Genomic DNA, 20278 nt, shown 5'->3' on the forward strand with positions numbered 1-20278 from the left:
GGGGAAACTTATTTAGGCGGGATATGATGCGTGTTTTGAAGATGCCCTTGGTGCTGGCACTGGTCATGCCAGGCACCACTTTGGGACAACCGATTAGTACAGACTGTACGCTGGTAAATGGAGTTCTTCCTGAAGCGTGCAAACAGCCAAACGCCGGAACTGTCGTCTCCATGCCAAGAGGCGAAAACACTGAATTAGAAGAGTTTTCCGGAGATCTTGGCGAAGAGGGGTTCTCGATCTCCATCGACGCGGTCGAGCCGGGAGCCGATCCTGTTGTCCTTGAGGGCAACGCGACGAGAATTAACGAGACGCGGCGCATTGACCGGCTGCTCAGCGATGCCAACGTGCAGGTTCGCATGGATGGGCTGACCATCGACCAGCGACTCGCCGTGACGACAAGCGACCTGAGAAGCACCTATACCGCCGGTGACACGGTGAATTTCCGGCTTTCGACGAATTATCCGGCCTATATTCAGCGGGCAGAGATCAGAATTTCGGAAGCCAGAAACCCCGGCAAGGTGATTGCCGTGGTTCCGGTGACGCCGAATGGCACCGCAGATTGGCAGATGCCCGATACCGGCACGACGGATATGCTCTATTCGGCACGCGTCTATGATGCGCGCGGCCGGTATGACGAAACACGCAGCCTGTCCCTGTCGCGCACATCGCGCCGCTTTGCAGATCCGCAACTGGACGGGCCGATAGTAGCGGCGGGCGAAACCGAAGACATGACGCGCCGCCGGACCATCCCGGTTCATGGCGGCTCTGTCACGGTGTTCTCCGATGGGCTGGCCCCCGGCAGCAGTGTCACCGTCATGGGTGAACCCGTGCCTGTCGACCAGAATGGCGCGTTCCTCGTACAACGCATCCTGCCGGTCGGAGATCAGACCGTGCGCGTCGGCGTCGGCCCGAAAGTGATTGAGCGCAATGTCGAAATCCCGAAGGATGACTGGTTCTATATTGCCACTGTCGATGTGACCATCGGCGAAGAGAGCGGCGACACATACGAAATCGGCCGCGTTGCCGGCTTCGCAAAGGGCAGAACCGCCAGCGGCTGGAACCTGACCGGTGCGGTGGATACGCGCGAAGGCGATCTCGATGTCATCTTCAGCGATCTAGACGCACGCGAACCGCTGAACCTGATCCGGTCGATCCGGGACGAAGACGTGTTCCTGACATTCGGCGACGATTCCACCTTCATCGAGGAAGCGCCGACCTCCGGCAAGATATTCCTGAAGGCCGAAAAAGACGGCTCGCATGTGCTGATCGGCGATTTCAAGGTGGCCGAGGAGCGTCTGAGCCTTGTTCGCAGCGACCGGACCCTGTTCGGCGCCCAGGTCGTTTATGAATCCTCGCAAAACCTGACCGAAGAAGGTCGGCCACGGCTGCGCTTCACGGGGTATGGTGCGTCGCCGGACCGCCTGGTTCAGCGCGACGTGTTCGAGGCGACAGGCGGCACGGGGTATTTCCTCAAGCGCCAGGGCCTGCTCAGCGGTACGTCGAATGTCTATGTTCAGTATGTCGATCCGGTGTCGGGTCGCATTGTCCAGCAACAGACGCTGGTCGAAGGGCGGGACTACCGGATCAACCATTTCCAGGGTGTCGTCATTCTGACGCAACCGCTCAGCCCCTATGCCGGGGACACGCTGCTTAACGATAATACATTGGGTAAATACGAAACCCGCCTTGTCGTGCAGTACGAATATGTGCCCACCCTGGGCAATGTCGATGGCACGTCCTTCGGTGGACGCGCCGAAGCCTGGCTGAGCGACAATATCCGCATCGGTTTCTCCGCACAGCACGAAGAAACGGGCCTGGCGGATAACAAGCTCTACGGTGCCGACGTTCTGCTTCGCAAAAGCGATCTGACCTATATGAACCTGGAAGTCGCGCAAAGCGAGGGCCCGGGTTTCGGCTTCGATACATCGATCAATGGCGGGTTTGACTTCATCACCATGCCCACGGTTGGCGCACCCGGAACAAAGGCGATGGCCTATTCCTTCGATGCGCGCGCGGATCTGTCCGAGCTGACCGATGGCCGCGTATCAGGCAGCTTCTCGGCCTATTACGACTATAAGGAAGCCGGGTTCGTTTCTGCCGATTACAACGTTGCCAACACCCAGACAGCCTATGGCGTTGCGGCGAATGTCGATCTCAGCGACCGCGCTTCGGTGCAGCTTGAACATGATCACTATGACGACTCGACCGGCAAAGAGCGTGACGATACCCGGGTTGGCCTGACCTTTGCGCTCAACCCGATGTGGACGACCGAAGCGGTTGTTCTGCATACGGACCGCAAGGATCCCCTCGCCCTGCCCGGCCTGAACGGAAGCCGCACAGACGCGGCGCTGCGTTTCACCTACTCTCCCAATGACGACTTCAGCGCATGGGTGTTCGGTGAGGCCACGCTGGAGCGCAGCGGAACGCTCACCAAGCGGGATCGCCTTGGTTTTGGCGCGCGTGCGCGCGTGTCGGACAAGATGACCGTCGAAGGCGAGATTTCCGATGGGTCGCTGGGGACGGGTGGCTATGCCAACCTGACCTACGACAAGGACGAGCAAACACAGTATTACTTCGGTTACCGGCTCGATCCCGAGCGCAAGCTGGAGGATACGACCTTCTTCGGCAGCGACGGCGGCACCTGGGTGGCCGGGGCCACCTCTCAGCTGAACGACAATGTGACCATCCGCGCCGAGAACACCTATGATGTCTATGGCAACCGCCCATCGCTGGCGTCGACCTATGGCGTCACCTACACGCCCAGCGAATATTGGGTTCTGGACGGTGGGATCATCTATGGTGAACGCGAAGACCCGGTGGGTGGCGACCTGCGCAGAGAGGGCCTGACCTTCTCCGCTCATTACACCAATGAAGATATCACGCAGGCCGGGATTTCGCTCGAATATCACCGCGAGAAGAACAACCTCTTCCCCGCTCAGAATCGCGAAACCTGGGGCGCGAGCGGATACCTGAGATATCAGGCGTCCGAAGAGTTCCGGCTTCTGGCAAATATCGACACGATCATCTCGGAATCCAACCAGTCATCCTTCCGCGATGGCCGCTATATCGAGGGTAAGATCGGTCTGGCCTATCGTCCGATCAACAACGACCGCTTCAACGCCCTGTTCAGCTATACCTATCTTGAGGATCTGCCGGGCACCGATCAGGTGAATATCGAAGGCGACCTGAACGGACCCCGCCAGAAGAGCCACATTCTGAATGCGGATGTCAGCTATGATCTGAACCGCCAGTTCACCCTGGGCGCGAAATACGGGTATCGGATGGCCGATGTCGAGACAGTCCGGGGCTCCGGCGTCTTTACCAGCAATACCGCGCATCTGGGTATCCTGCGGCTGGATTACCATGTGGTCCACAACTGGGACATCATGGTCGAAGCCCGCATTCAGAAGTTCGAAGAGGCGAATGTGACCGAGACAGGGGCCGTGATCGGAGCCTGGAGGCACTTTGGCAACAACGCCAAGATCGGGGTCGGCTATCAATTCGGCGACGTGGACGACGACCTGCGCTATATCGACGGGCGCAAGGAAGGTCCGTTCCTGAACATTCTCGCCAAGTTCTGATCCAGAGGCGAAGGGCGCCACGCGTCCCGTTAACATCGCGCAATCACCATATAGGGCGTCCAAGAGCTGGGCGCCCTATATTTTGTAGATTTCGCAAACAGAGTGTTTCGGGAAATTATCCATAAATTATGGTATGTTAGACGATGTATTGATTCGTATTCCTTGGGGGAGGAAGATGCGAGTTTGTCGTAGACATTTTTTAATTACCTTGCTTTCCACTCTGGGCACATCCGCTTACGCATCTCAGGGGTCGTATTCGCTCAAAGACCGGGCTCGATGGAAAAGTTTCGGGGTTGAAGACTGGGTTCTCAACGATCCCTTTGAGCGCGCTCTTCCAGGAGCTCAGAGGCAACCCTATTCAAGCTGGTCGCTGGCACATAGCGAAAGCAGGACGGATCAGGTGCTGGCCCTGATCGGTTTCGCCGAGGCTGGAAAGCTTCAGTATGATGCCATTCACGTGTCTGCCAGACGGCGCCCACACAAGCGCCCGACTGAGATGACCGTCGGCGAAGTGTTCCACTGGATCCGGAAAACACCGGGCCAGCAACATGCCATCGGTCGGTACCAGTTCATCCCGTCCACCCTTCTCATGCTGACAGACCGGGCCAATGTCGCGGCCCAGTCGCGTTTCAATCGCCAATTGCAGGACAAACTGGGTGTGATGCTGCTGCATGATGCGGGTTATCGTGAGTTTCTGAACGGCGAAATCACTTTGACCAAGTTCATGGATAATCTGGCCTGGATCTGGGCGGGGCTTCCCCTGCGCAACGGCAGGTCGGCATATCGCGGGGTTGCGGGAAACCGCGCGACGATTTCAAGAACGTTCTACGCAAAGCAGATGCAAAAGATCTTTTCCTGAACGGGGCCACCGCCCCTTCCGTGATCTTCAGGCAAGGCTTGTCCACAAATGGCCCGACCGACCGGCGCTGTGCCGCGGTAGAGCCGGGCTATGCTCAGACGCGCCGCCCCGATGTATCGAAATGCATCTCATCCTTTGCATCCCAGGCAAGCCCCACCTCGGTGCCTTCGGCGGGGATATCGGCCGCCGCCTCCTGGCGTACGGTAATCTGGGTTCCGTCCGCGCATTTCACATGGATCAGGCTCTCAGCGCCGAGCGCCTCGCTGAACGCCGCGTGACCGTTCAGCTTGCCACTACCGACAGCGGACAAACGCAGGTGCTCTGGCCGGATACCGATGCGCCGGTCGCCTGTACCGCCGATCAGGCTGCTGGACAGGAAATTCGTCGGAGGCGACCCGATGAAGCCTGCAACAAACTCGGTCGCCGGATTGGAATACACCTCAAGCGGCGCACCGATCTGGTCCGCGACCCCGCCGTTCATCACGATCATGCGGTCGGCCATGGTCATCGCTTCGACCTGGTCATGGGTGACATAGAGCGCCGTGACCCCAAGCGCACGTTGCAGCGCCTTGATCTCGAGCCGCATCTGCACCCGCAGCTTGGCGTCAAGGTTCGACAGGGGCTCATCAAACAGAAAGACCGCCGGTTTGCGCACGATGGCGCGCCCCATGGCGACGCGCTGACGCTGTCCGCCCGACAATTCGCGCGGCTTGCGCTGCAGATATGGCTCAAGCTGAAGCAGCTTCGCCGCCTCCGCGACCCGCTGCTCGATCTCCGGGCGCGGGGTTTTGGCGATCTTCAGCCCGTAGGCCATATTGTCGAACACCGACATGTGCGGATAAAGCGCGTAGTTCTGGAACACCATGGCGATATCGCGGTCCATAGGCTCGACATCGTTCACACGCCGGCCACCGATCTGTATCTCGCCCGCCGTCACTGTCTCAAGCCCGGCCACCATCCGAAGAAGCGTGGACTTGCCGCAGCCGGACGGGCCGACAATGACGATGAACTCACCATCCTCGACGTCAATCGAAACGCCGTGAATGACATCGGTCTTGCCAAAGGATTTCTTCACGTTTTCAAGGGTCAGTGTCGCCATTTGTCTTATTTCTCGCTTTCGACAAGCCCGCGGATAAAGAGCTTTTGCATCGCCACGACCACGATAACCGGAGGCACCATGGCCAGGATCGACGTCGCCATGATCACAGGCCAGTCGGCCACGTCATCGCCCGAGGGGAACATCTGTTTGATCCCCATCACGATCGTGTTCATCTCGGGATCGGTGGTGATCAGCAACGGCCAGAGATACTGGTTCCAGCCATAGATGAAGAGGATCACGAAGAGCGCCGCGATATTCGTCCGGCTCATCGGCAACAGGATATCGAAGAAGAACCGCATCGGCCCTGCCCCGTCGACACGCGCGGCCTCGGCCAGCTCGTCCGGGACCGTCATGAAAAATTGCCGGAACAGGAATGTGGCGGTGGCCGAGGCGATCAGCGGCAGGATCAGCCCCTGATAGCTGTTCAGCATTCCAAAATTCGCGATCACCTCATAGGTCGGCACGATCCGCACCTCGACCGGCAGCATCAGCGTCAGGAAGATCAGCCAGAAGAAGACCTTGCGCCCCTGAAACCGGAAATAGACGATGGCAAAGGCCGACAGCAGGCTGATTGCAATCTTGCCCAACGCTATCCCCAGCGCCATGACCAGCGAATTGCCCAGCATTGTCGCCACGGGCGCGTTCACGCCCGAGGTGAGCGCCTTTGCGTAATTGTCGAAAAACTGGTCGCCCGGCAAAAGTGGCATCGGCGGACGCACGATGGCCTGCTGATCGACGGTCGAGGCCACAAAGGCCAGCCAGATCGGAAAGAAGATAAACGCCACCCCGATGATCAGCCCCAGATGGGTCAGCCAGAGGCCCGCGCCGCGTTTTTCGACCATGCCGTTGCGCTCTGCCATCAGTAATGCACCCTGCGTTCGATATACTTGAACTGCACCACCGTCAGGATCGACACGATGACCAGCAGGATCACGGATTGCGCCGCGGATGACCCCAGGTCCTGCCCGACGAACCCGTCGGCGTAAACCTTGTAGACCAGAATGGTCGTGGCCTGTTGCGGGCCGCCGCTGGTGATGGTGTGGATCACGCCGAAGGTTTCGAAAAAGGCATAGATGATGTTCACCACCAGAAGGAAAAACGTGGTTGGCGACAACAGCGGAAAAACGATCGTGCGAAACCGCGTCCAGAAATGCGCACCATCGATCGCGGCGGCCTCGATCACCGATTTCGGGATCGCCTGAAGACCCGCGAGGAAAAACAGGAAGTTGTAACTGATGCGCCCCCAGGCACTGGCCACAACAACAAGGCCCATCGCCTCGCCCTCGTTCAGGACATGGTTCCAGTCATAGCCCAGAAGGCCCAGGTACCACGTGACCACCCCGACGCGCGTGTTGAACATGAACAGCCACAGCACCCCCGCCACGGCAGGGGCCACGGCATAGGGCCAGATCAGCAGCGTCCGGTAGGTGCCCGAGCCCTTGATCAACCGGTCAGCGAGAATAGCGAGGTAAAGCGCCACGCCCATCGAAACGACCGTCACAAGAACCGAAAAGATCGCCGTGGTCACGAAAGAGGCGCGGTAATAGGGATCCGAGAGCAGAAACTCGAAATTGCCAAGCCCGACCCATTGCATCGACAAACCGAAGGGATCGGGAATGTACAGGGACTGCCAGATGGCCTGCCCCGCAGGGTAAAAGAAGAAGATCGCCGTGATCAGGATCTGGGGCAGCACCAGAAGCAGCGGCAGCCAGATACCCTTGAAGGTGACGCGTTTTTCCATGAGCCATCAAAGGGGCAGCCCCGGCATGTGCCAGGACCGCCCTTTTCTCAGATTAACGGGCCGATTGCTCGAAACGGCGCAGCAGGGCGTTGCCACGCTCCACCGCCGAATCCAGCGCGGTCTGAGCGTCCTTGTCACCCGACCAGACCGCCTCGAGCTCTTCGTCGATGATCCCGCGGATCTGATCGAACGAACCAAGGCGCAGCCCCTTGGAATTGGCTGTCGGCTCTTTCGCGGTCATCTGGATCACCGCGATATCCGTGCCGGGGTTTGCGTCATAGAAGCCCTGCTCGCGGGTCAGGTCACCCGCTTCGGACGTGATTGGCAAATAGCCGGTATCCTGGTGCCATTTCGCCTGAATCTCGGGCGATGACAGGAAATCCATGAAGGCGGCAACGCCTGCGTATTCCGCATCCGTCTGCCCCTCCATCACCCAAAGCGACGCGCCGCCGATGATGGTGTTCTGAGGCTCATCCGCCACGGCCTTCCAATAGGGAAGCGGGCGTACTTCGAAATCGAACTCCGCTTCGGCCTTGATCCCGGCATAGCCTGCCGAGGATTCGGTAAAGAGCGCGCATTCACCGGCGCGGAAATTAGCCCCGCCTTCATTGCGGCGACCGGCATAGATAAACTTGCCATCCTTCGCCCAGTCGCCCAAGGCGCCGATATGCGCCACCTGTGCCGGGCTGTTAAAGGCCAGCTCGGTATCCGTCCCGTCAAACCCGTTCGATTTGGTCGCGAAAGGCGTGTCGTGATAGGCCGAGAAGTTCTCAAGGTGGATCCAGCTTTGCCAGGCCGTGGTCAGCGGGCAATCGACGCCCGCGCCCTTCAGCTGATCCAGCACATCGCCCACCTGCTCCCAGGTCGACATATCGGTATCCGGGTCGATCCCCGCCTCGGACAGCTTGTCACGATTGACCCAGAGCACGGGGGTGGACGAGTTGAACGGCAGCGACAGCATGTTGCCATCCGGCGAGGTATAATACCCTTTGACCGACCCGATATATTTGGACTGGTCAAAACCGTCGCCCATCACTTCATAGACAGGTTTGATCGCGCCCTTGGCCGCCATCATCGTGGCCGTACCAACCTCGAATACCATCAGGATATCGGGTTGCTCGCCTGCGCGGAACGCCGCGATCCCGGCATTCAGCGTCTCAGAGTAATTTCCCTTGTGGGTGGCGACCACTTTGTAGTCGGATTGCGAGGCGTTGAACGTCTCGACCTGTTCGGCAACCAGCTCCCCCAAACGGCCGGTGAATGCGTGCCAGAACTCAATCTCGGTCTGGGCCATCGCGGCCTGCGCCGATCCCAGCACAGCCGACGCGGCCAGGATACTCATCGTGTGTTTCATATTGTCCTCCCTTTTGGCAACTTTCAGAATGGAAAACCCATCCGGTACAGCACGTTTACCCGCGCTCTTTGAAAAGTTTACGACGATAGCATAGGTCAAGGAATCTTCCTTAGGAAGTCTAAGGCTATGCCGAATATGTCCCCCGTCAAGCCGTTACCCGGTCACGCCAATCGGCCCCGTGAAGAGACACGAAGAGGGGGGGCGTGCTCCATTTCGGAAAATCGGTTAAATCCTCAAGAAACACCGTGGAGTTTGCGCGCAGTCAGTCTTTCGCTTTGGACAGGATCAAACCCGCTGGATTACCACGCCAAGGGGCGCTCCCGGCGCTACCCGGTCCGCCCTGCTGTTCGGCTGTTAGCCCGAATGCTCCATGGCGATACCGCCTTGCAAGATCAGCCGGCCAAGCGGGTTCTGGACATGTTCCGGCACCGGGATCGGCAGGCAGGCTTCAAGCGCCGCAAAATCCGGCACGGTGTACTCGGTCGGCGACAGAAACTTCACCAGGCCCTCTTTCTTCACGCGGCTCATGATCCGGCTGACGGTTTCCGCATTCAACCCGAGGTAATCGGCAATATCCTCTCGTGACATCGGCAGCGCGGTATAGGCGTCATGTTCAAACCGGTGGATATTCCGGCGCGACATCTCAGCCAGAAACAGAATGACCCGTTCGCGACTGTCCAGCCGGCCCAGAGCAGAAACACGCCGCGACAAGGTTTCGAGCCGCTGATGCGTCACCGCGAAAATCGCCGCGATGAAGGCGGCGTTATTGTTCATCTCCGATGCCTGAGCTGAAAAATCCAGTTCGCAGATTGTACAGTCATCAAGCGCCTCCAGCCACAGGGGCGCATCGACATCCGGCAGCAGTCCGCAGACCATGTCGCCATCGGATTCAAGCCCGACGATCTGTCGGCGACCGTCTTCGAAGGCCCGGCAGATTGCGGCCGTGCCGCGCATGATGGTCAAGAATTTCAGACAATCCTGTTCCCGTCCGGTGATACGATCCCCTCGCTTGAGTTGCCGTGTTCTGGGCCGGTTGGAGACATGGCGTGGTTCAAGAAACTGGCACAGCCGACGACTGCATGCGATGCAATCATCGGCTTCTGCCTGTGCGGAATGTGTTTCGAGTCTCAGGTTCAATGCGGCGGCCGGTTCAAGGTGGACAGTTAAACATTGATCTCATGGTAACCTTTGATCGCGCCCAGGTATTTGACTTTGGTCAAAGTTTTCACGTTTTCGGCAAAGTCCCGCTTGTCGCGGCCCGATCCCGCCCCAGAGGCGGTAAAACGGCGCGGGTTCCACCCGCAAAACGCCGGTTTTCCTCGGCGCCCGCGCCGCAATGGATCAAAGCGGCGCGCCTTTCAGAGGGGCAAGCATGACCCCCTGCCCTTCCAGTTTCTCGCGCACAGCCCGCGCGATTTCGACGGCCTCGGGCGTGTCGCCATGCAAACAGATCGTATCGATCCGGGTGGGCAAATGTGCGCCGCTTGTGGTGATGATGGCGCCCGCCTGCACCATGTTCAGCACACGCATGGCGGCCTCGGAAGGGTCATGTATCACCGCGCCGGGCAGGCTACGGTCGACCAGCGTCGCATCGTCGTTATACGCGCGGTCCGCGAAGATCTCACAGGCAATCTTGCACCCCAGGGCGGAGGCCGCATCCTGCTGTGCGGTGCCGGCAAGTACCATGATCGTGATCTCGGGCGCAACGCCAAGCACCGCCTCATAGCAGGTCCGCGCCATTGCTTCATCTTCGGCGGCCATATTGGCCATGGCTCCGTGCAGTTTCACATGACGAAGCTCGGCCCCTTCGGCGCGTGCCATAGCCTGGGCCGCGCCGATCTGGTAGCGCACCAAGTTTGAGAGGCTCTCCGGGCGCAATGTCATCCGCTGGCGGCCAAATCCCTGCAAATCGGCAAAACCCGGATGCGCGCCGATGCCCACACCGCGCTTCTGCGCCGCGCGCATCGTGCGCGCCATCACATCCCAATCGCCGGCATGTAACCCGCAGGCGATATTGGCCGAGGTCACGATGTCCAGCAGGGCCAGGTCGTTACCCATGACCCAAGGGCCAAAGCTCTCGCCCATATCCGCATTGAGATCGACCGTCTTGCCCATCATGGCCTCCGTTCCAACTCGTCGCCCGCGCTCACACCGCTGATCAGTTGATAGGCCAGAAGGTCGGCCATGTCATGGGGATCGCGCAGAAGCGGGCGCACCGTGCTGCCAAGCGCCGCGCGCCGCGCCGCCTCGCGTCTTTCAATATCCGCAGCCTCCTTGAGCGCGATGAACTCAAAACGCAGCCTCGTCCCCGGCACGGCCTGCGCCACAATAGGAAGGTCGCTTGGAATCACCGAGCCGATACGGGGATAGCCCCCGGTCGTCTGGCATTCGCTGAGCAGCACAAAGGGCGTGCCGTCGCCGGTGATCTGAATGTCACCCGACACGATGACCTCCGACAGAACACTCAGCCCCGTTTGGCTGTGAAACCCCTCTCCATCGGGCACCCAACGCACGCCCATACGGTTGCCGCGCATGTCGCGGGTGAAGGTCGTTGCGGCAAAACGCTCCTGATCTTGGGGATTAAAAAAGGCCGTTTGCGGGCCGGTCACAACACGCACGGTGCCGCCCTCGTACCGGGGTACGGGATCAAGGGTCAGACCGACGCCGTTCAGGCCCGCGTCCTCTCCGACAGGAAGCCGTTCACCGGCCTGCACCGCCCGGCCGACAGATGCCGCCAGATGCACGCCCCGCGCGCCCAGAACCAACGGGGTCGCCACACCGCCGCCAAGATGTAGATACCCATAGCTGCCCTGCCGCGCCGCTCCGATCACCAGCCGCTCGCCCGCCCGCAGAAGATGACTTGCATTCCAGGCAAGGCTTTTACCGTCGATATTCGCCCGCATAGGCGCGCCGGTGAGCGCGATGCGCATATCTTCGGTGGCCTCGAACGCTCCGCCCAGACCCGCCAGCTCCAGCGCCGCCAGTTCCGGGCCTTGCCGAAGAAGAGCGGCCCCCTCCGCAAGGGCAAGCCGGTCCGCCGCCCCGCCGCGCGACACACCCTGCGCCAGGTATCCGGGCCGCCCGGCATCCTGCACCGTGACACCGGGGCTCGCGTGGTGGCAAATCAGCGCGCGGGTCATGTGAGCGGCTCGCAGGAGGCCCCGCCTTCGGGGTCTTGACGCATATTCTCCAAGGCCTCGGCGCTGGCCTCGGGAAAGAGCACCTCATCGCCCGGGCGCAAGGTGAAGGGGCTGTCGCTTTCGGGGCGAAACAGGCGAAAGGCGGTTTGTCCAATATGCCGCCATCCCGTCGGCGTGGTCACGGAAAACAGCACAAGCTGCCGGATCGCCACCACCAACGCCCCTTGCGGCACGTTATCGGTCAGCTTGGTCTGGCGCGGAATGTCCCAGTTTTCGGGCAGCTCGCCAAGATAGGGCTGACCTGGCGCGAAGCCGATGGTCTGCACACGCACGCGTGTCCGGCTGAGCATGGCGACCGCCTCTTGCGCGCTGACGCCTGCCGCGCGGGCCGCCTCCTCCAGCTGCGGGGCGAGCGCGGTGCCATAAACCGTGGGAATGCGCCACAATCGCCGCCCACCGGGCAGGTCCGCCGCACACCAGTCCTGCGCGTTCAGAAGCCCCTCAAGCCGGGCCTGCATCTCAACATGGGTCGCTGCGGCCAGATCAAATCGCAGATAGGCCGAGGCCAGCGAGGTCGAGCTTTCTTCCACGCCTCGCCAGCTTTCCCGCTCCAGCGCGGCCCGAAAGGCCAGCGCCGCACGGTTGGCAGGCTCCGCCAGCTTGTCACCGAAGCTGACAAGAAAACCGTCGACACCCAGAGGGCTGATCCGGGGAAAGCTCTGTGCGATCATCGGGGCCTCAGTAGAAAAGGGATGGCAGCCAGGTGGCCAGCCCCGGGAAGGCCAGAAGCAGCGCCAGCATGACAAACATGGTCAGCACGAAGGGCAGCGCGCCTTTCATCACATCGGTCATCACACCGGTCTTGCGCAACCCCTGCACCACATAGAGGTTGATCCCGATGGGCGGGGTGATCAGCGCGGTTTCCAGCAGCACCATCAGCAGGATGCCGAACCACACCGGATCAAAGCCCAGCGCCACCACGATGGGCGTTACCAGTGGGGCCATCGTGAGAAGCATCGACAGCGTTTCCATGAAGCAACCGATCACGACCAGAACCAGCACGATCATCAGCATCGTGCCCATCGGCGACCAGCCAAGCCCGGTGACGAAATCGGTCAATGCCTGGGTCAGTCCAATGATCGACAGCACGAAATTCAGGAACACCGCCGCAATGATGATCAGCATGATCATGGCCGTAGTGCGCATCGTACCTTCGATCGCCTGGCGCATCATGTCGATCGACATCTTGCCATTGGCCCAGGCCAGCGCCATCGCCGCCACCACACCAAGCGACGCGGCCTCGGTCGGGGTGGCAATCCCCGCATAGATCGAGCCGACCACGACGAGGAAAATCCCCAAGGGCGGGATCAGCGCGGGCAAGGCGCGTATCCGCTCCCCCCAGCTATAACGCAGCCGCTCCCCGCCCCAATCGGGCCGCATCGTGCAGGCGATGACCACGGTGATGATAAAAAGCGCCGCCAGAAGAAAGCCGGGAATGAAGCCCGCCAGATAAAGCTCGGGCACGGAGGTGTTGGTCAACAGCCCGTAGAGAATGAGGTTGATCGAGGGCGGGATCAGGATCCCCAGCGTGCCGCCTGCCGCAATGGTGCCCAGAAACAGCGGTTCGTTATAGCCGCGTTTCTGGATTTGCGGGATAGCCACGGTGCCAATCGTGGCGGCCGTGGCCACGGACGAGCCGGAGGTGGCGGCAAACAAGGCGGAAGACCCGATATTGGAATGCATCAGCCCGCCGGGCAGCCAGCCAAGCCATTTGACGATCCCGTCATACATCTTCTCGGTAATGCCCGCGCGCAGCAGGATCTCGCCCAGCATGACGAACATCGGGATGGCGACCAGAAGGAAGTCGGTCGAGGTTTGCCACGCCATGTCCGAAATGGCGCGGTGCAGCGGCATCGGACTGTCGGTCCATTGCAGGATCAGACCCAGCCAGCCGAGAGCGGCAGCGATGGGAACGGCCAGACCGATAAGGCCCAGAAGAATGAGGAGTGTTTTGATCAGCATGGCTCAGACACTTTCATCTTCGATCTGTTCGTCGATGGATTTGACGCCGATCAGCTCCTGCACGCCGTCCGTGTCACCCGCGAGGAACCGCTTCACCGCCACCAGCCCAAGCAACACGCCGGTGGCGACAAACAGCATCCAGCCGATCAGCCAGGGGATTTGCGGGATGGCCAGCGGCACGCGCATCGGCGTGATCGAGCGCGACCCATGTTTGAGCGTGTCGCCCACCATGGACCAGACCATCGTCGTGACCACCAGAGCAAAGCCGATAAGAAGCACCAGCCCCAGCATGTTGACAAACGGGTGCAGGCGGCGCGGGATCACCCCCATCAACGCATCCACCCGGATATGCGCGCGTTCGAACAACGCAAAACTCAGCGCAAAGGCCGTGGCCACGCCAAAGGCATAGCCCGAGATTTCATCCGCCCCGCCCAGGGACACATTGAGGAGCTTGCGCAGGATCACCTCCAGCGTGACCAGAAAGGCCGACAGCACGATCAGCGTGCCGCCGATCCAGGTCAGGATCAGGCTCAGCCTGCGGGACCGGGTGAGAAGAGCTTCGAGCATGAGATCAGCCTTTCGGATGGATTAAGGGCGGCCAATTCGTCTTGGCCGCCCTCTTGACTTACTTATTCAGCCTTGGCCGTGAGCCCGAGGATCGGACCCACCGTGTTGTTCCAGTTCTCGGCGCACTCCGCCCCGCAACGTTCAGCCCAACGGGCGAGAACGACCTCGGTCGCGATCTTGTCGCGTACGGCGAGGTCCGACTCGGAAGGTTGCACCAGTTTCATCGCACCGGGCTCGCCAATGCTGCACTCGCCGCCGGTGATGCAGGAAATGGCGATCTCGTCCTCGGTCGCCGTCTCGGCCCACATCCGGTCATTGAGTGCGGCAATCTCCTCCTGGAACAGTGCCTGCTGATCGGCGGACATGGAGTTCCACTTGTCCATATTCATGGCCCCAAAGGCGAGACCCCAGCCGACGCGCAGCGTGTAGGCATGGGTCGCCACCTGCTGCCAGTTGGCGGTATAGGCCGACATGGTGCCGGTGATCCCGCAATCCACCACGCCTTTTTCCAGCGCCGGGATCACCTCGGAGAAGGCCACCGTCACGGACGTGCCGCCAACGCCTTCGACGAAATCGCCCAGCGTGGTGGCGTAAACGCGGATTTTCTTGCCGTTGAGGTCCTCGATGCTGTTGATCTCAGCATTGCACCACAGTGTCTGGCTCGGGAACGGGTAGAGCATCAGCAGCTTGGCGTTGTAGATCTCGGCAAAGGCCTTTTCCAGCGTCGGAAAATACGCTTCGGCCACCTTGCGCTGGGTGTCGATATCCTGCGTGAGCGAGCTCAGATCCGCCCCTTCGAAGATCGCGTTTTCCGCCGCCACATAGCCCGGCAGGCCGAAGGCGAAGTCAAAGACGCCGTTCTTGACCAGCCGCATGATCTCAAAGCCCTTCAGGCCAAGACCCGATTGCGATTTGATCTCGCCAACGATCTGCCCGCCCGAGGCTTCGGCCAGACGTTCGTTGAAAAACGGGCCTTCATGTTTCTGATAATTGGTCAGGCTCGACCAGGTGCCAACGGCTTTCAGCACGACCGGATTATCGGCCATCGCTGTACCCGCCAGCATCGCCAGAGCGGCGGTTGCGGTGATCAGTTTCTTCATCGGTTCACTCCCTTGGGTTCATTGAGTTTGTAATTGGGAACCTCGGCGAACTCGCTGACATCCGTGATCAGCATATGGCCGGGTTTATGAGTAATGCAGAGCGGCAGGCCCGCGCTTTCGATCGCCACTTGCGGCGTGACCCCGCAGGCCCAGAAAACCGGGACCGCACCAGGGGTCTCGGGGGCCGCATCGCCCCAATCGGGCGCGGCGAGGTTTGTGATCCCGATCTTTGCGGGATCACCCACATGAACCGGCGCGCCATGAGCCAGCGGATACTTGGACGAGATTGCGATCACTTCGTCCACCCGCGCCTCGGGGATCATGCGCATACTGACCACCATCTTACCCGAGAACGGCCCCGCAGGCACGGTGTCAATGGAAGAGCGGAACATCGGCACCGTGGTATTATGATCGATGTGCCAAAGCGCGATGCCCGCCTGTTGCAATGCATTCTCGAAGGTAAAGGAACAGCCCAGCGCGAAGGCCACGAAATCCTCCTGCCACAGATCAAGGATATCTGTGACCGATCCCGCAAGCTTGCCGTCGCGATAAATGTTGTAAGCCGGAATATCGGTCCGGATGTCGATATCCGCGCCCAGGGTGAACATCATCGGGTTGCCCGTATCCGACACGCCCGAAATCGGGCAAGGCTTCGGATTGCGCTGGCAGTACCGCATGAAGTCAAGCGCATGAGACTCCGGCAGTATCGCCAGATTGGCCTGCAACAGCCCCCGACCCAAACCGGCCGTGTGCGAGGCATACTCACAGCCGCGAATGGCCGCACGCACCTCGCTTGCCGGGCGCTCTTTCAGAATGTCATAGCCAATTGTCACTGGTGTCCCCCGTTTGCGATAGAGCCTGACGGGGGCAAAAAATAAAATCAAATCTTAATTTTTTTCACATTTACATAAAATTTATTTATTTCTCGAATATCGCAACCCTACCTCGCGTGCGGTTTTTGCCGCGGTTTCAACGATATGCCGCCTGGGCTCACCCAGATAGGAGGCGGTAAAGGTCAGTGGATTGGGCACCCAGCCCGGATCAAACTCTCGAATCGTCCCGCGTGCCACATAGGCCGCGCCCAGCGCGCGCGGCAGAGCCCCCACACCCAGCCCGGCCTCCACCAGCCGAAAGCACGCTGACAGTGACGACGAGGGAAACATCGCCACCCCGGCCCCCACCCTCTCGGACAGCATCTCCTTGAGCTCACGATAGGGCCGTGTGTTGCGCGCATAGGTCAGCACCGGGCGGGTCAGATAAGCACTGGCCTCTTCCCCCTCAGGCGCATCGGCGGCGATGTACCAGGCCATATCGAAGCCGGGCAATTCGATATTGTCGACCGTATATTCAGAAATCGGCCCAAGCAGGATCGCCAGGTCGATCTCGCGGTTGAGCAGACCAGCGCGCAGATTGACCGATATGTCGACGTTGAATTCGATCTCCAGGCGCGGGTAAATCTCGTGCAGTCGGGTGATCAGGTCAGGCAGCCAGCACTGCGCAATCGTCTCCGAAACCCCGATCCGCAAATGTCCGTCCACGGCTTCGGGCGCGATAACCTCCCGTTGCATCTGATCGCTCAGTTGCTCGAACTGTTCGGCATAGCCCAGCAGTTTCTCGCCGCGTTTGGTCAGGATCATGCCGCCACCGCCGCGCTCGAACAAAGCCGTGCCCAGGCTCTCCTCAAGGTTCTTTATCCGCGTGGACACCGCAGGCTGGGTGAGGTTCAGCGCGACCGAGGCTTTCCCCACCCCGCCCAGCCGGACCACGGTCAGGAATGTTCGAAGATGTTCAAAGTTGATCGCGCTCATCTCATTCCCCTATCGCGGCCCAGACATATCCGAGAAACCGCTCCGGTTGCACAAAAATTCCACTCGGGCATTTCCCCGACAGTTTTCCATCCGAACAAGCCGGTCAGAAAGCTTGACTCCTCTCCGGATGCAGCATTTGATCAAAACCATAACAGCGTATTTGGGGGGTGCTGCATGATCGAAATCGACGGGGCGACCAAGATTTTCGGCGCAGGGGCTGACGCCTTTACCGCGCTTGATGATGTGACAGTCACCATTGATTCAAATGAGTTTTTTACGCTCCTTGGCCCCTCTGGCTGTGGCAAGACCACGCTTCTGCGGGTGATCGCGGGCTTTATCGATCCGACCCGCGGCAGCGTAAAACTCGATGGTCAGAACCTGCTCGATCAACCCCCCTACAAACGCCCGGTCAACACGGTTTTCCAGTCTTACGCTCTGTTTCCGCACCTCACCGTTGCCCAAAACATTGCCTTTGGCCTGGAGATGCTGAACCGCCCCAAGGCAGAGATCAAATCCACCGTCGAGGAGATGCTGGCCCTCGTCAAAATGGAGCCGATGGCCGACCGCAAGACCTCCGAGATCAGCGGCGGCCAGCAACAGCGCGTCGCACTGGCCCGCGCGCTCGCCCCCCGGCCCAAGGTGCTGTTGCTCGACGAGCCGCTTTCGGCGCTCGACTTCAAACTGCGCAAGGAGATGCAGCTTGAGCTCAAGCGACTACAGAGCGAGACCGGTATCACCTTCATCTTCGTGACGCATGATCAGGAAGAAGCGCTCACCATGTCAGACCGCATCGCCGTGATGAATGCGGGCACAATTCGCCAGATCGGCGGGCCGCGCGACATCTATGATCATCCCGCCGAGCGTTTCGTTGCAGACTTCATCGGCGACACCAATTTCATCGACGCCGAGCTTCTGAGCGCCGAAGGCAGCGCGGCCACCGTGCGCCTTGCATCCGGCAAGGAGATCATGGCCCGGGCCAGCGAGGACGGCCCCCCCGCCGGTGGCCCGGTGACGTTGGCCATCCGCCCCGAACATGCCAAGCTTGATGATCCCGACACCGCGCTTCTGCCCGGCACACTGCGCGAGGTGGTCTATTTCGGCACCGACACGCATTTTCATGTCGATCTTGAGGATGGCGGCTCTTTCGTGCTGCGCCGCCAGAACCAGCCCGATCAGGAAACCACCCTGCAAAACGGCGCACGTATCGGGGTCAGCTTCCCCGATGGGGTCGGCCAGGTGCTGAGGGATTGACACCATGAGCGACGCCGCCCTCCACCGCGCCCGCGCCGAGCGCCGCACCCGCCGCCTGCTGCTGGCTCCGTCCATGCTGATTCTGATCTTCGCCGCCAGCGGTCCGCTGCTGATCGTGCTGATCTACTCTTTCCTCACGCCCGGTGCCTATGGCGGGGTCGAGTGGGAGTTTTCCGCGCAAGCCTGGTTCAACGTGGTGGCCGAACGCGACTTTTTCACCGAAGAACTGACATTCGCCGACGCGCATCTGAGCGTGTTCTGGCGCTCGTTCAAGCTATCTCTGATCACCTGCATCCTGTGCCTGATCGTGGGTTTCCCGACCGCGTATTTCATCGCCACCCGGCCTGCGGGCAAGCGCGATATGTGGATGCTGCTGATCATGATCCCGTTCTGGACCAACCTGCTGATCCGCACCTTCGCCATCATGGAACTGATCCGCAACGAAGGCACGGTGAACACGATCCTGATCGGGCTGGGCATCATCGACGAACCGATCCAGCTACTCTTTACCGAATTCGCGATCCTGGTGGGGATGACATATGTCTATCTGCCGCTGATGATCCTGCCGATCTATGCCTCGATGGAACGGCTCGATTTCAATCTGGTGGAGGCGGGCTATGACCTCTACGCGACACGGCTCCAGGTGCTGCGCAAGGTCATCTTCCCGCTGGTGAAACCCGGCGTCGTCGCCGGATCCATCCTTGTCTTTGTGCCCTGCCTCGGGGCCTATGTGACCCCGCGTGTGCTTGGCGGGGGCACGCAACTCATGCTGGGTAACCTGATCGAGCTTCAGTTCGGCCAGCTCCGCAATTGGCCTTTGGGGGCCGCGCTTTCGCTCACGCTTCTGGTGGTGGTGATGGTGGCGCTCATCTTCTATGTCCGCGCCGTGGGCAAGGAGGAGACCGGCCATGGCCACTAGAGGCTTCAATGTCCGCAAACAAACCGGGTTCACCGCCATTGCCGTTCTGTGCTTTGCGATGCTCTACCTGCCGATCATTCTGCTGGTCGCCTACTCGTTCAACGCGGGCGAAAGCATCGCGGTCTGGGAAGGGTTTTCCTGGCGCTGGTATGTCTCGGCCTGGCAGAACGAAACCGTGCAGGATGCCACGATCCGCTCGGTGATCATCGCCACCTGTGCCTCGCTCATCGCCACCTCCGCCGCCGTGCTGGCCGCGCTCGCCACCACCCGCGTGAAGCCGTGGCGGGGACAAACCGTCGCCTTCGCCCTGATCAACCAGCCGCTGATGGTGCCCGAGATTGTCACCGCCGTGGCGCTTCTGATCTTCTTTGCCATGATCAAGGTCTGGACCGGCTATACCGGGCTTTGGTATCTGATCATCGCGCATTCGGCCTTCTGCATTCCGTTTGCATACATGCCCATCCGCGCGCGGCTGCAGGGCATGGACCTGAGCCTGGAACAGGCGGGCGCGGACCTCTACGGCACCCCCTTCAAGGTCTTCCGGCACATCACCCTGCCACAGCTCTTCCCCGGTATTCTGGCGGGGGCGATGCTGGCCTTCGTCATCTCGCTTGATGACGTGGTCATCACCGAGTTTGTCAAATCCGCCGGGCAGGATACACTGCCCACCTACATGCTGGGCCAGCTGCGCCGCGTCATCACGCCTGAGATCAACGCCATATCGACGGCGCTGCTCGCCGTGTCGGTGCTGATGGTCACGGCCTTCTTCTTTCTCAACCGGACGCGCAAATGATCCGGGTCACATAACCAACACCCAAGAAAACAGAGGAGATACAT

At 60.4% G+C, this 20278-nt stretch carries 18 protein-coding genes; 5 read left to right on the forward strand and 13 right to left on the reverse strand.

Annotated features, from left to right (window positions below; all coding sequences use genetic code 11):
• Positions 1-170 precede the first annotated feature (170 nt).
• The gene (locus tag EI983_RS13040) at positions 171-3581 is read left to right on the forward strand and encodes a TonB-dependent receptor (protein WP_157707812.1); all 3411 of its coding nucleotides are present in this window, start codon (positions 171-173) and stop codon (positions 3579-3581) included.
• Between the two features lie 400 nt (positions 3582-3981).
• Positions 3982-4440: a hypothetical protein gene (locus EI983_RS13045; RefSeq protein WP_157707813.1), complete on the forward strand. Its 459-nt coding sequence runs from the start codon at positions 3982-3984 to the stop codon at positions 4438-4440.
• 94 nt (positions 4441-4534) lie between these two features.
• On the opposite strand, the gene EI983_RS13050 is transcribed toward EI983_RS13045, so the two are convergent.
• The 13 genes from EI983_RS13050 to EI983_RS13110 form a co-directional block, all read right to left on the reverse strand.
• Complete coding sequence (locus tag EI983_RS13050) at positions 4535-5539, reverse strand: ABC transporter ATP-binding protein (RefSeq protein WP_157707814.1); 1005 nt, start codon at positions 5537-5539, stop codon at positions 4535-4537.
• Between the two features lie 5 nt (positions 5540-5544).
• Entirely contained in the window at positions 5545-6381 is an 837-nt protein-coding gene (gene ugpE / locus EI983_RS13055; protein ID WP_157709092.1) for a sn-glycerol-3-phosphate ABC transporter permease UgpE, read from the reverse strand.
• Positions 6382-6398: 17 nt separating this feature from the next.
• Complete coding sequence (gene ugpA / locus EI983_RS13060; RefSeq protein WP_157707815.1) at positions 6399-7280, reverse strand: sn-glycerol-3-phosphate ABC transporter permease UgpA; 882 nt, start codon at positions 7278-7280, stop codon at positions 6399-6401.
• Positions 7281-7332: 52 nt separating this feature from the next.
• Positions 7333-8634 (reverse strand): sn-glycerol-3-phosphate ABC transporter substrate-binding protein UgpB, encoded by a 1302-nt coding sequence (gene ugpB, locus EI983_RS13065; RefSeq protein WP_157707816.1) that lies wholly within the window; start codon positions 8632-8634, stop codon positions 7333-7335.
• A gap of 354 nt (positions 8635-8988) precedes the next feature.
• A complete protein-coding gene (locus tag EI983_RS13070; protein WP_246162412.1) occupies positions 8989-9588 on the reverse strand; it encodes a Crp/Fnr family transcriptional regulator in 600 nt (199 codons plus the stop codon).
• Between the two features lie 387 nt (positions 9589-9975).
• A complete protein-coding gene (locus EI983_RS13075; protein WP_157707818.1) occupies positions 9976-10749 on the reverse strand; it encodes a LamB/YcsF family protein in 774 nt (257 codons plus the stop codon).
• On the reverse strand, positions 10749-11774 hold the full coding sequence (locus EI983_RS13080; RefSeq protein WP_157707819.1) for a 5-oxoprolinase subunit C family protein: 1026 nt from the start codon (positions 11772-11774) through the stop codon (positions 10749-10751). The genes EI983_RS13075 and EI983_RS13080 overlap by 1 nt, the downstream gene beginning before the upstream one ends.
• A complete protein-coding gene (locus EI983_RS13085; RefSeq protein WP_157707820.1) occupies positions 11771-12505 on the reverse strand; it encodes a 5-oxoprolinase subunit B family protein in 735 nt (244 codons plus the stop codon). The genes EI983_RS13080 and EI983_RS13085 overlap by 4 nt, the downstream gene beginning before the upstream one ends.
• A gap of 7 nt (positions 12506-12512) precedes the next feature.
• Complete coding sequence (locus tag EI983_RS13090) at positions 12513-13796, reverse strand: TRAP transporter large permease (RefSeq protein WP_157707821.1); 1284 nt, start codon at positions 13794-13796, stop codon at positions 12513-12515.
• Positions 13797-13799: 3 nt separating this feature from the next.
• The gene (locus EI983_RS13095; RefSeq protein WP_157707822.1) at positions 13800-14363 is read right to left on the reverse strand and encodes a TRAP transporter small permease subunit; all 564 of its coding nucleotides are present in this window, start codon (positions 14361-14363) and stop codon (positions 13800-13802) included.
• 62 nt (positions 14364-14425) lie between these two features.
• Positions 14426-15463 carry a TRAP transporter substrate-binding protein gene (locus tag EI983_RS13100; RefSeq protein WP_157707823.1) on the reverse strand — a complete coding sequence of 346 codons (1038 nt, stop codon included), beginning with the start codon at positions 15461-15463 and terminating at the stop codon, positions 14426-14428.
• Positions 15460-16296, reverse strand: coding sequence for a putative hydro-lyase (locus EI983_RS13105; RefSeq protein ID WP_157707824.1), 837 nt, complete (start codon positions 16294-16296; stop codon positions 15460-15462). The genes EI983_RS13100 and EI983_RS13105 overlap by 4 nt, the downstream gene beginning before the upstream one ends.
• Before the next feature lie 81 nt (positions 16297-16377).
• Positions 16378-17271: a LysR family transcriptional regulator gene (locus EI983_RS13110; protein WP_157707825.1), complete on the reverse strand. Its 894-nt coding sequence runs from the start codon at positions 17269-17271 to the stop codon at positions 16378-16380.
• A gap of 174 nt (positions 17272-17445) precedes the next feature.
• Here EI983_RS13110 and EI983_RS13115 point away from each other — a divergent pair, with 174 nt between their 5' ends.
• The 3 genes from EI983_RS13115 to EI983_RS13125 are packed head-to-tail and all read left to right on the forward strand — an operon-like array spanning position 17446 to position 20234.
• Positions 17446-18522, forward strand: coding sequence for an ABC transporter ATP-binding protein (locus EI983_RS13115; RefSeq protein ID WP_157707826.1), 1077 nt, complete (start codon positions 17446-17448; stop codon positions 18520-18522).
• Positions 18523-18526: 4 nt separating this feature from the next.
• Positions 18527-19441 carry an ABC transporter permease gene (locus EI983_RS13120; protein WP_157707827.1) on the forward strand — a complete coding sequence of 305 codons (915 nt, stop codon included), beginning with the start codon at positions 18527-18529 and terminating at the stop codon, positions 19439-19441.
• Positions 19431-20234 carry an ABC transporter permease gene (locus EI983_RS13125; RefSeq protein WP_157707828.1) on the forward strand — a complete coding sequence of 268 codons (804 nt, stop codon included), beginning with the start codon at positions 19431-19433 and terminating at the stop codon, positions 20232-20234. Before EI983_RS13120 ends, EI983_RS13125 begins: the two co-directional genes overlap by 11 nt.
• Positions 20235-20278 lie beyond the last annotated feature (44 nt).

Source organism: Roseovarius faecimaris (genome assembly GCF_009762325.1).
Taxonomy (GTDB): Bacteria; Pseudomonadota; Alphaproteobacteria; order Rhodobacterales; family Rhodobacteraceae; genus Roseovarius; species Roseovarius faecimaris.

Excerpts from the sequence above, each read along its gene's own strand:
- EI983_RS13040 (WP_157707812.1), top strand. The coding sequence starts at position 171 with ATGCCAAGAGGCGAAAACACTGAATTAGAAGAGTTTTCCGGAGATCTT.
- EI983_RS13050 (WP_157707814.1), bottom strand. The coding sequence starts at position 5,539 with ATGGCGACACTGACCCTTGAAAACGTGAAGAAATCCTTTGGCAAGACC.
- ugpE (WP_157709092.1), bottom strand. The coding sequence starts at position 6,381 with ATGGTCGAAAAACGCGGCGCGGGCCTCTGGCTGACCCATCTGGGGCTG.
- ugpA (WP_157707815.1), bottom strand. The coding sequence starts at position 7,280 with ATGGAAAAACGCGTCACCTTCAAGGGTATCTGGCTGCCGCTGCTTCTG.
- ugpB (WP_157707816.1), bottom strand. The coding sequence starts at position 8,634 with ATGAAACACACGATGAGTATCCTGGCCGCGTCGGCTGTGCTGGGATCG.
- EI983_RS13070 (WP_246162412.1), bottom strand. The coding sequence starts at position 9,588 with ATGCGCGGCACGGCCGCAATCTGCCGGGCCTTCGAAGACGGTCGCCGA.
- EI983_RS13075 (WP_157707818.1), bottom strand. The coding sequence starts at position 10,749 with ATGGGCAAGACGGTCGATCTCAATGCGGATATGGGCGAGAGCTTTGGC.
- EI983_RS13080 (WP_157707819.1), bottom strand. The coding sequence starts at position 11,774 with ATGACCCGCGCGCTGATTTGCCACCACGCGAGCCCCGGTGTCACGGTG.
- EI983_RS13085 (WP_157707820.1), bottom strand. The coding sequence starts at position 12,505 with ATGATCGCACAGAGCTTTCCCCGGATCAGCCCTCTGGGTGTCGACGGT.
- EI983_RS13090 (WP_157707821.1), bottom strand. The coding sequence starts at position 13,796 with ATGCTGATCAAAACACTCCTCATTCTTCTGGGCCTTATCGGTCTGGCC.
- EI983_RS13095 (WP_157707822.1), bottom strand. The coding sequence starts at position 14,363 with ATGCTCGAAGCTCTTCTCACCCGGTCCCGCAGGCTGAGCCTGATCCTG.
- EI983_RS13100 (WP_157707823.1), bottom strand. The coding sequence starts at position 15,463 with ATGAAGAAACTGATCACCGCAACCGCCGCTCTGGCGATGCTGGCGGGT.
- EI983_RS13110 (WP_157707825.1), bottom strand. The coding sequence starts at position 17,271 with ATGAGCGCGATCAACTTTGAACATCTTCGAACATTCCTGACCGTGGTC.
- EI983_RS13115 (WP_157707826.1), top strand. The coding sequence starts at position 17,446 with ATGATCGAAATCGACGGGGCGACCAAGATTTTCGGCGCAGGGGCTGAC.
- EI983_RS13120 (WP_157707827.1), top strand. The coding sequence starts at position 18,527 with ATGAGCGACGCCGCCCTCCACCGCGCCCGCGCCGAGCGCCGCACCCGC.
- EI983_RS13125 (WP_157707828.1), top strand. The coding sequence starts at position 19,431 with ATGGCCACTAGAGGCTTCAATGTCCGCAAACAAACCGGGTTCACCGCC.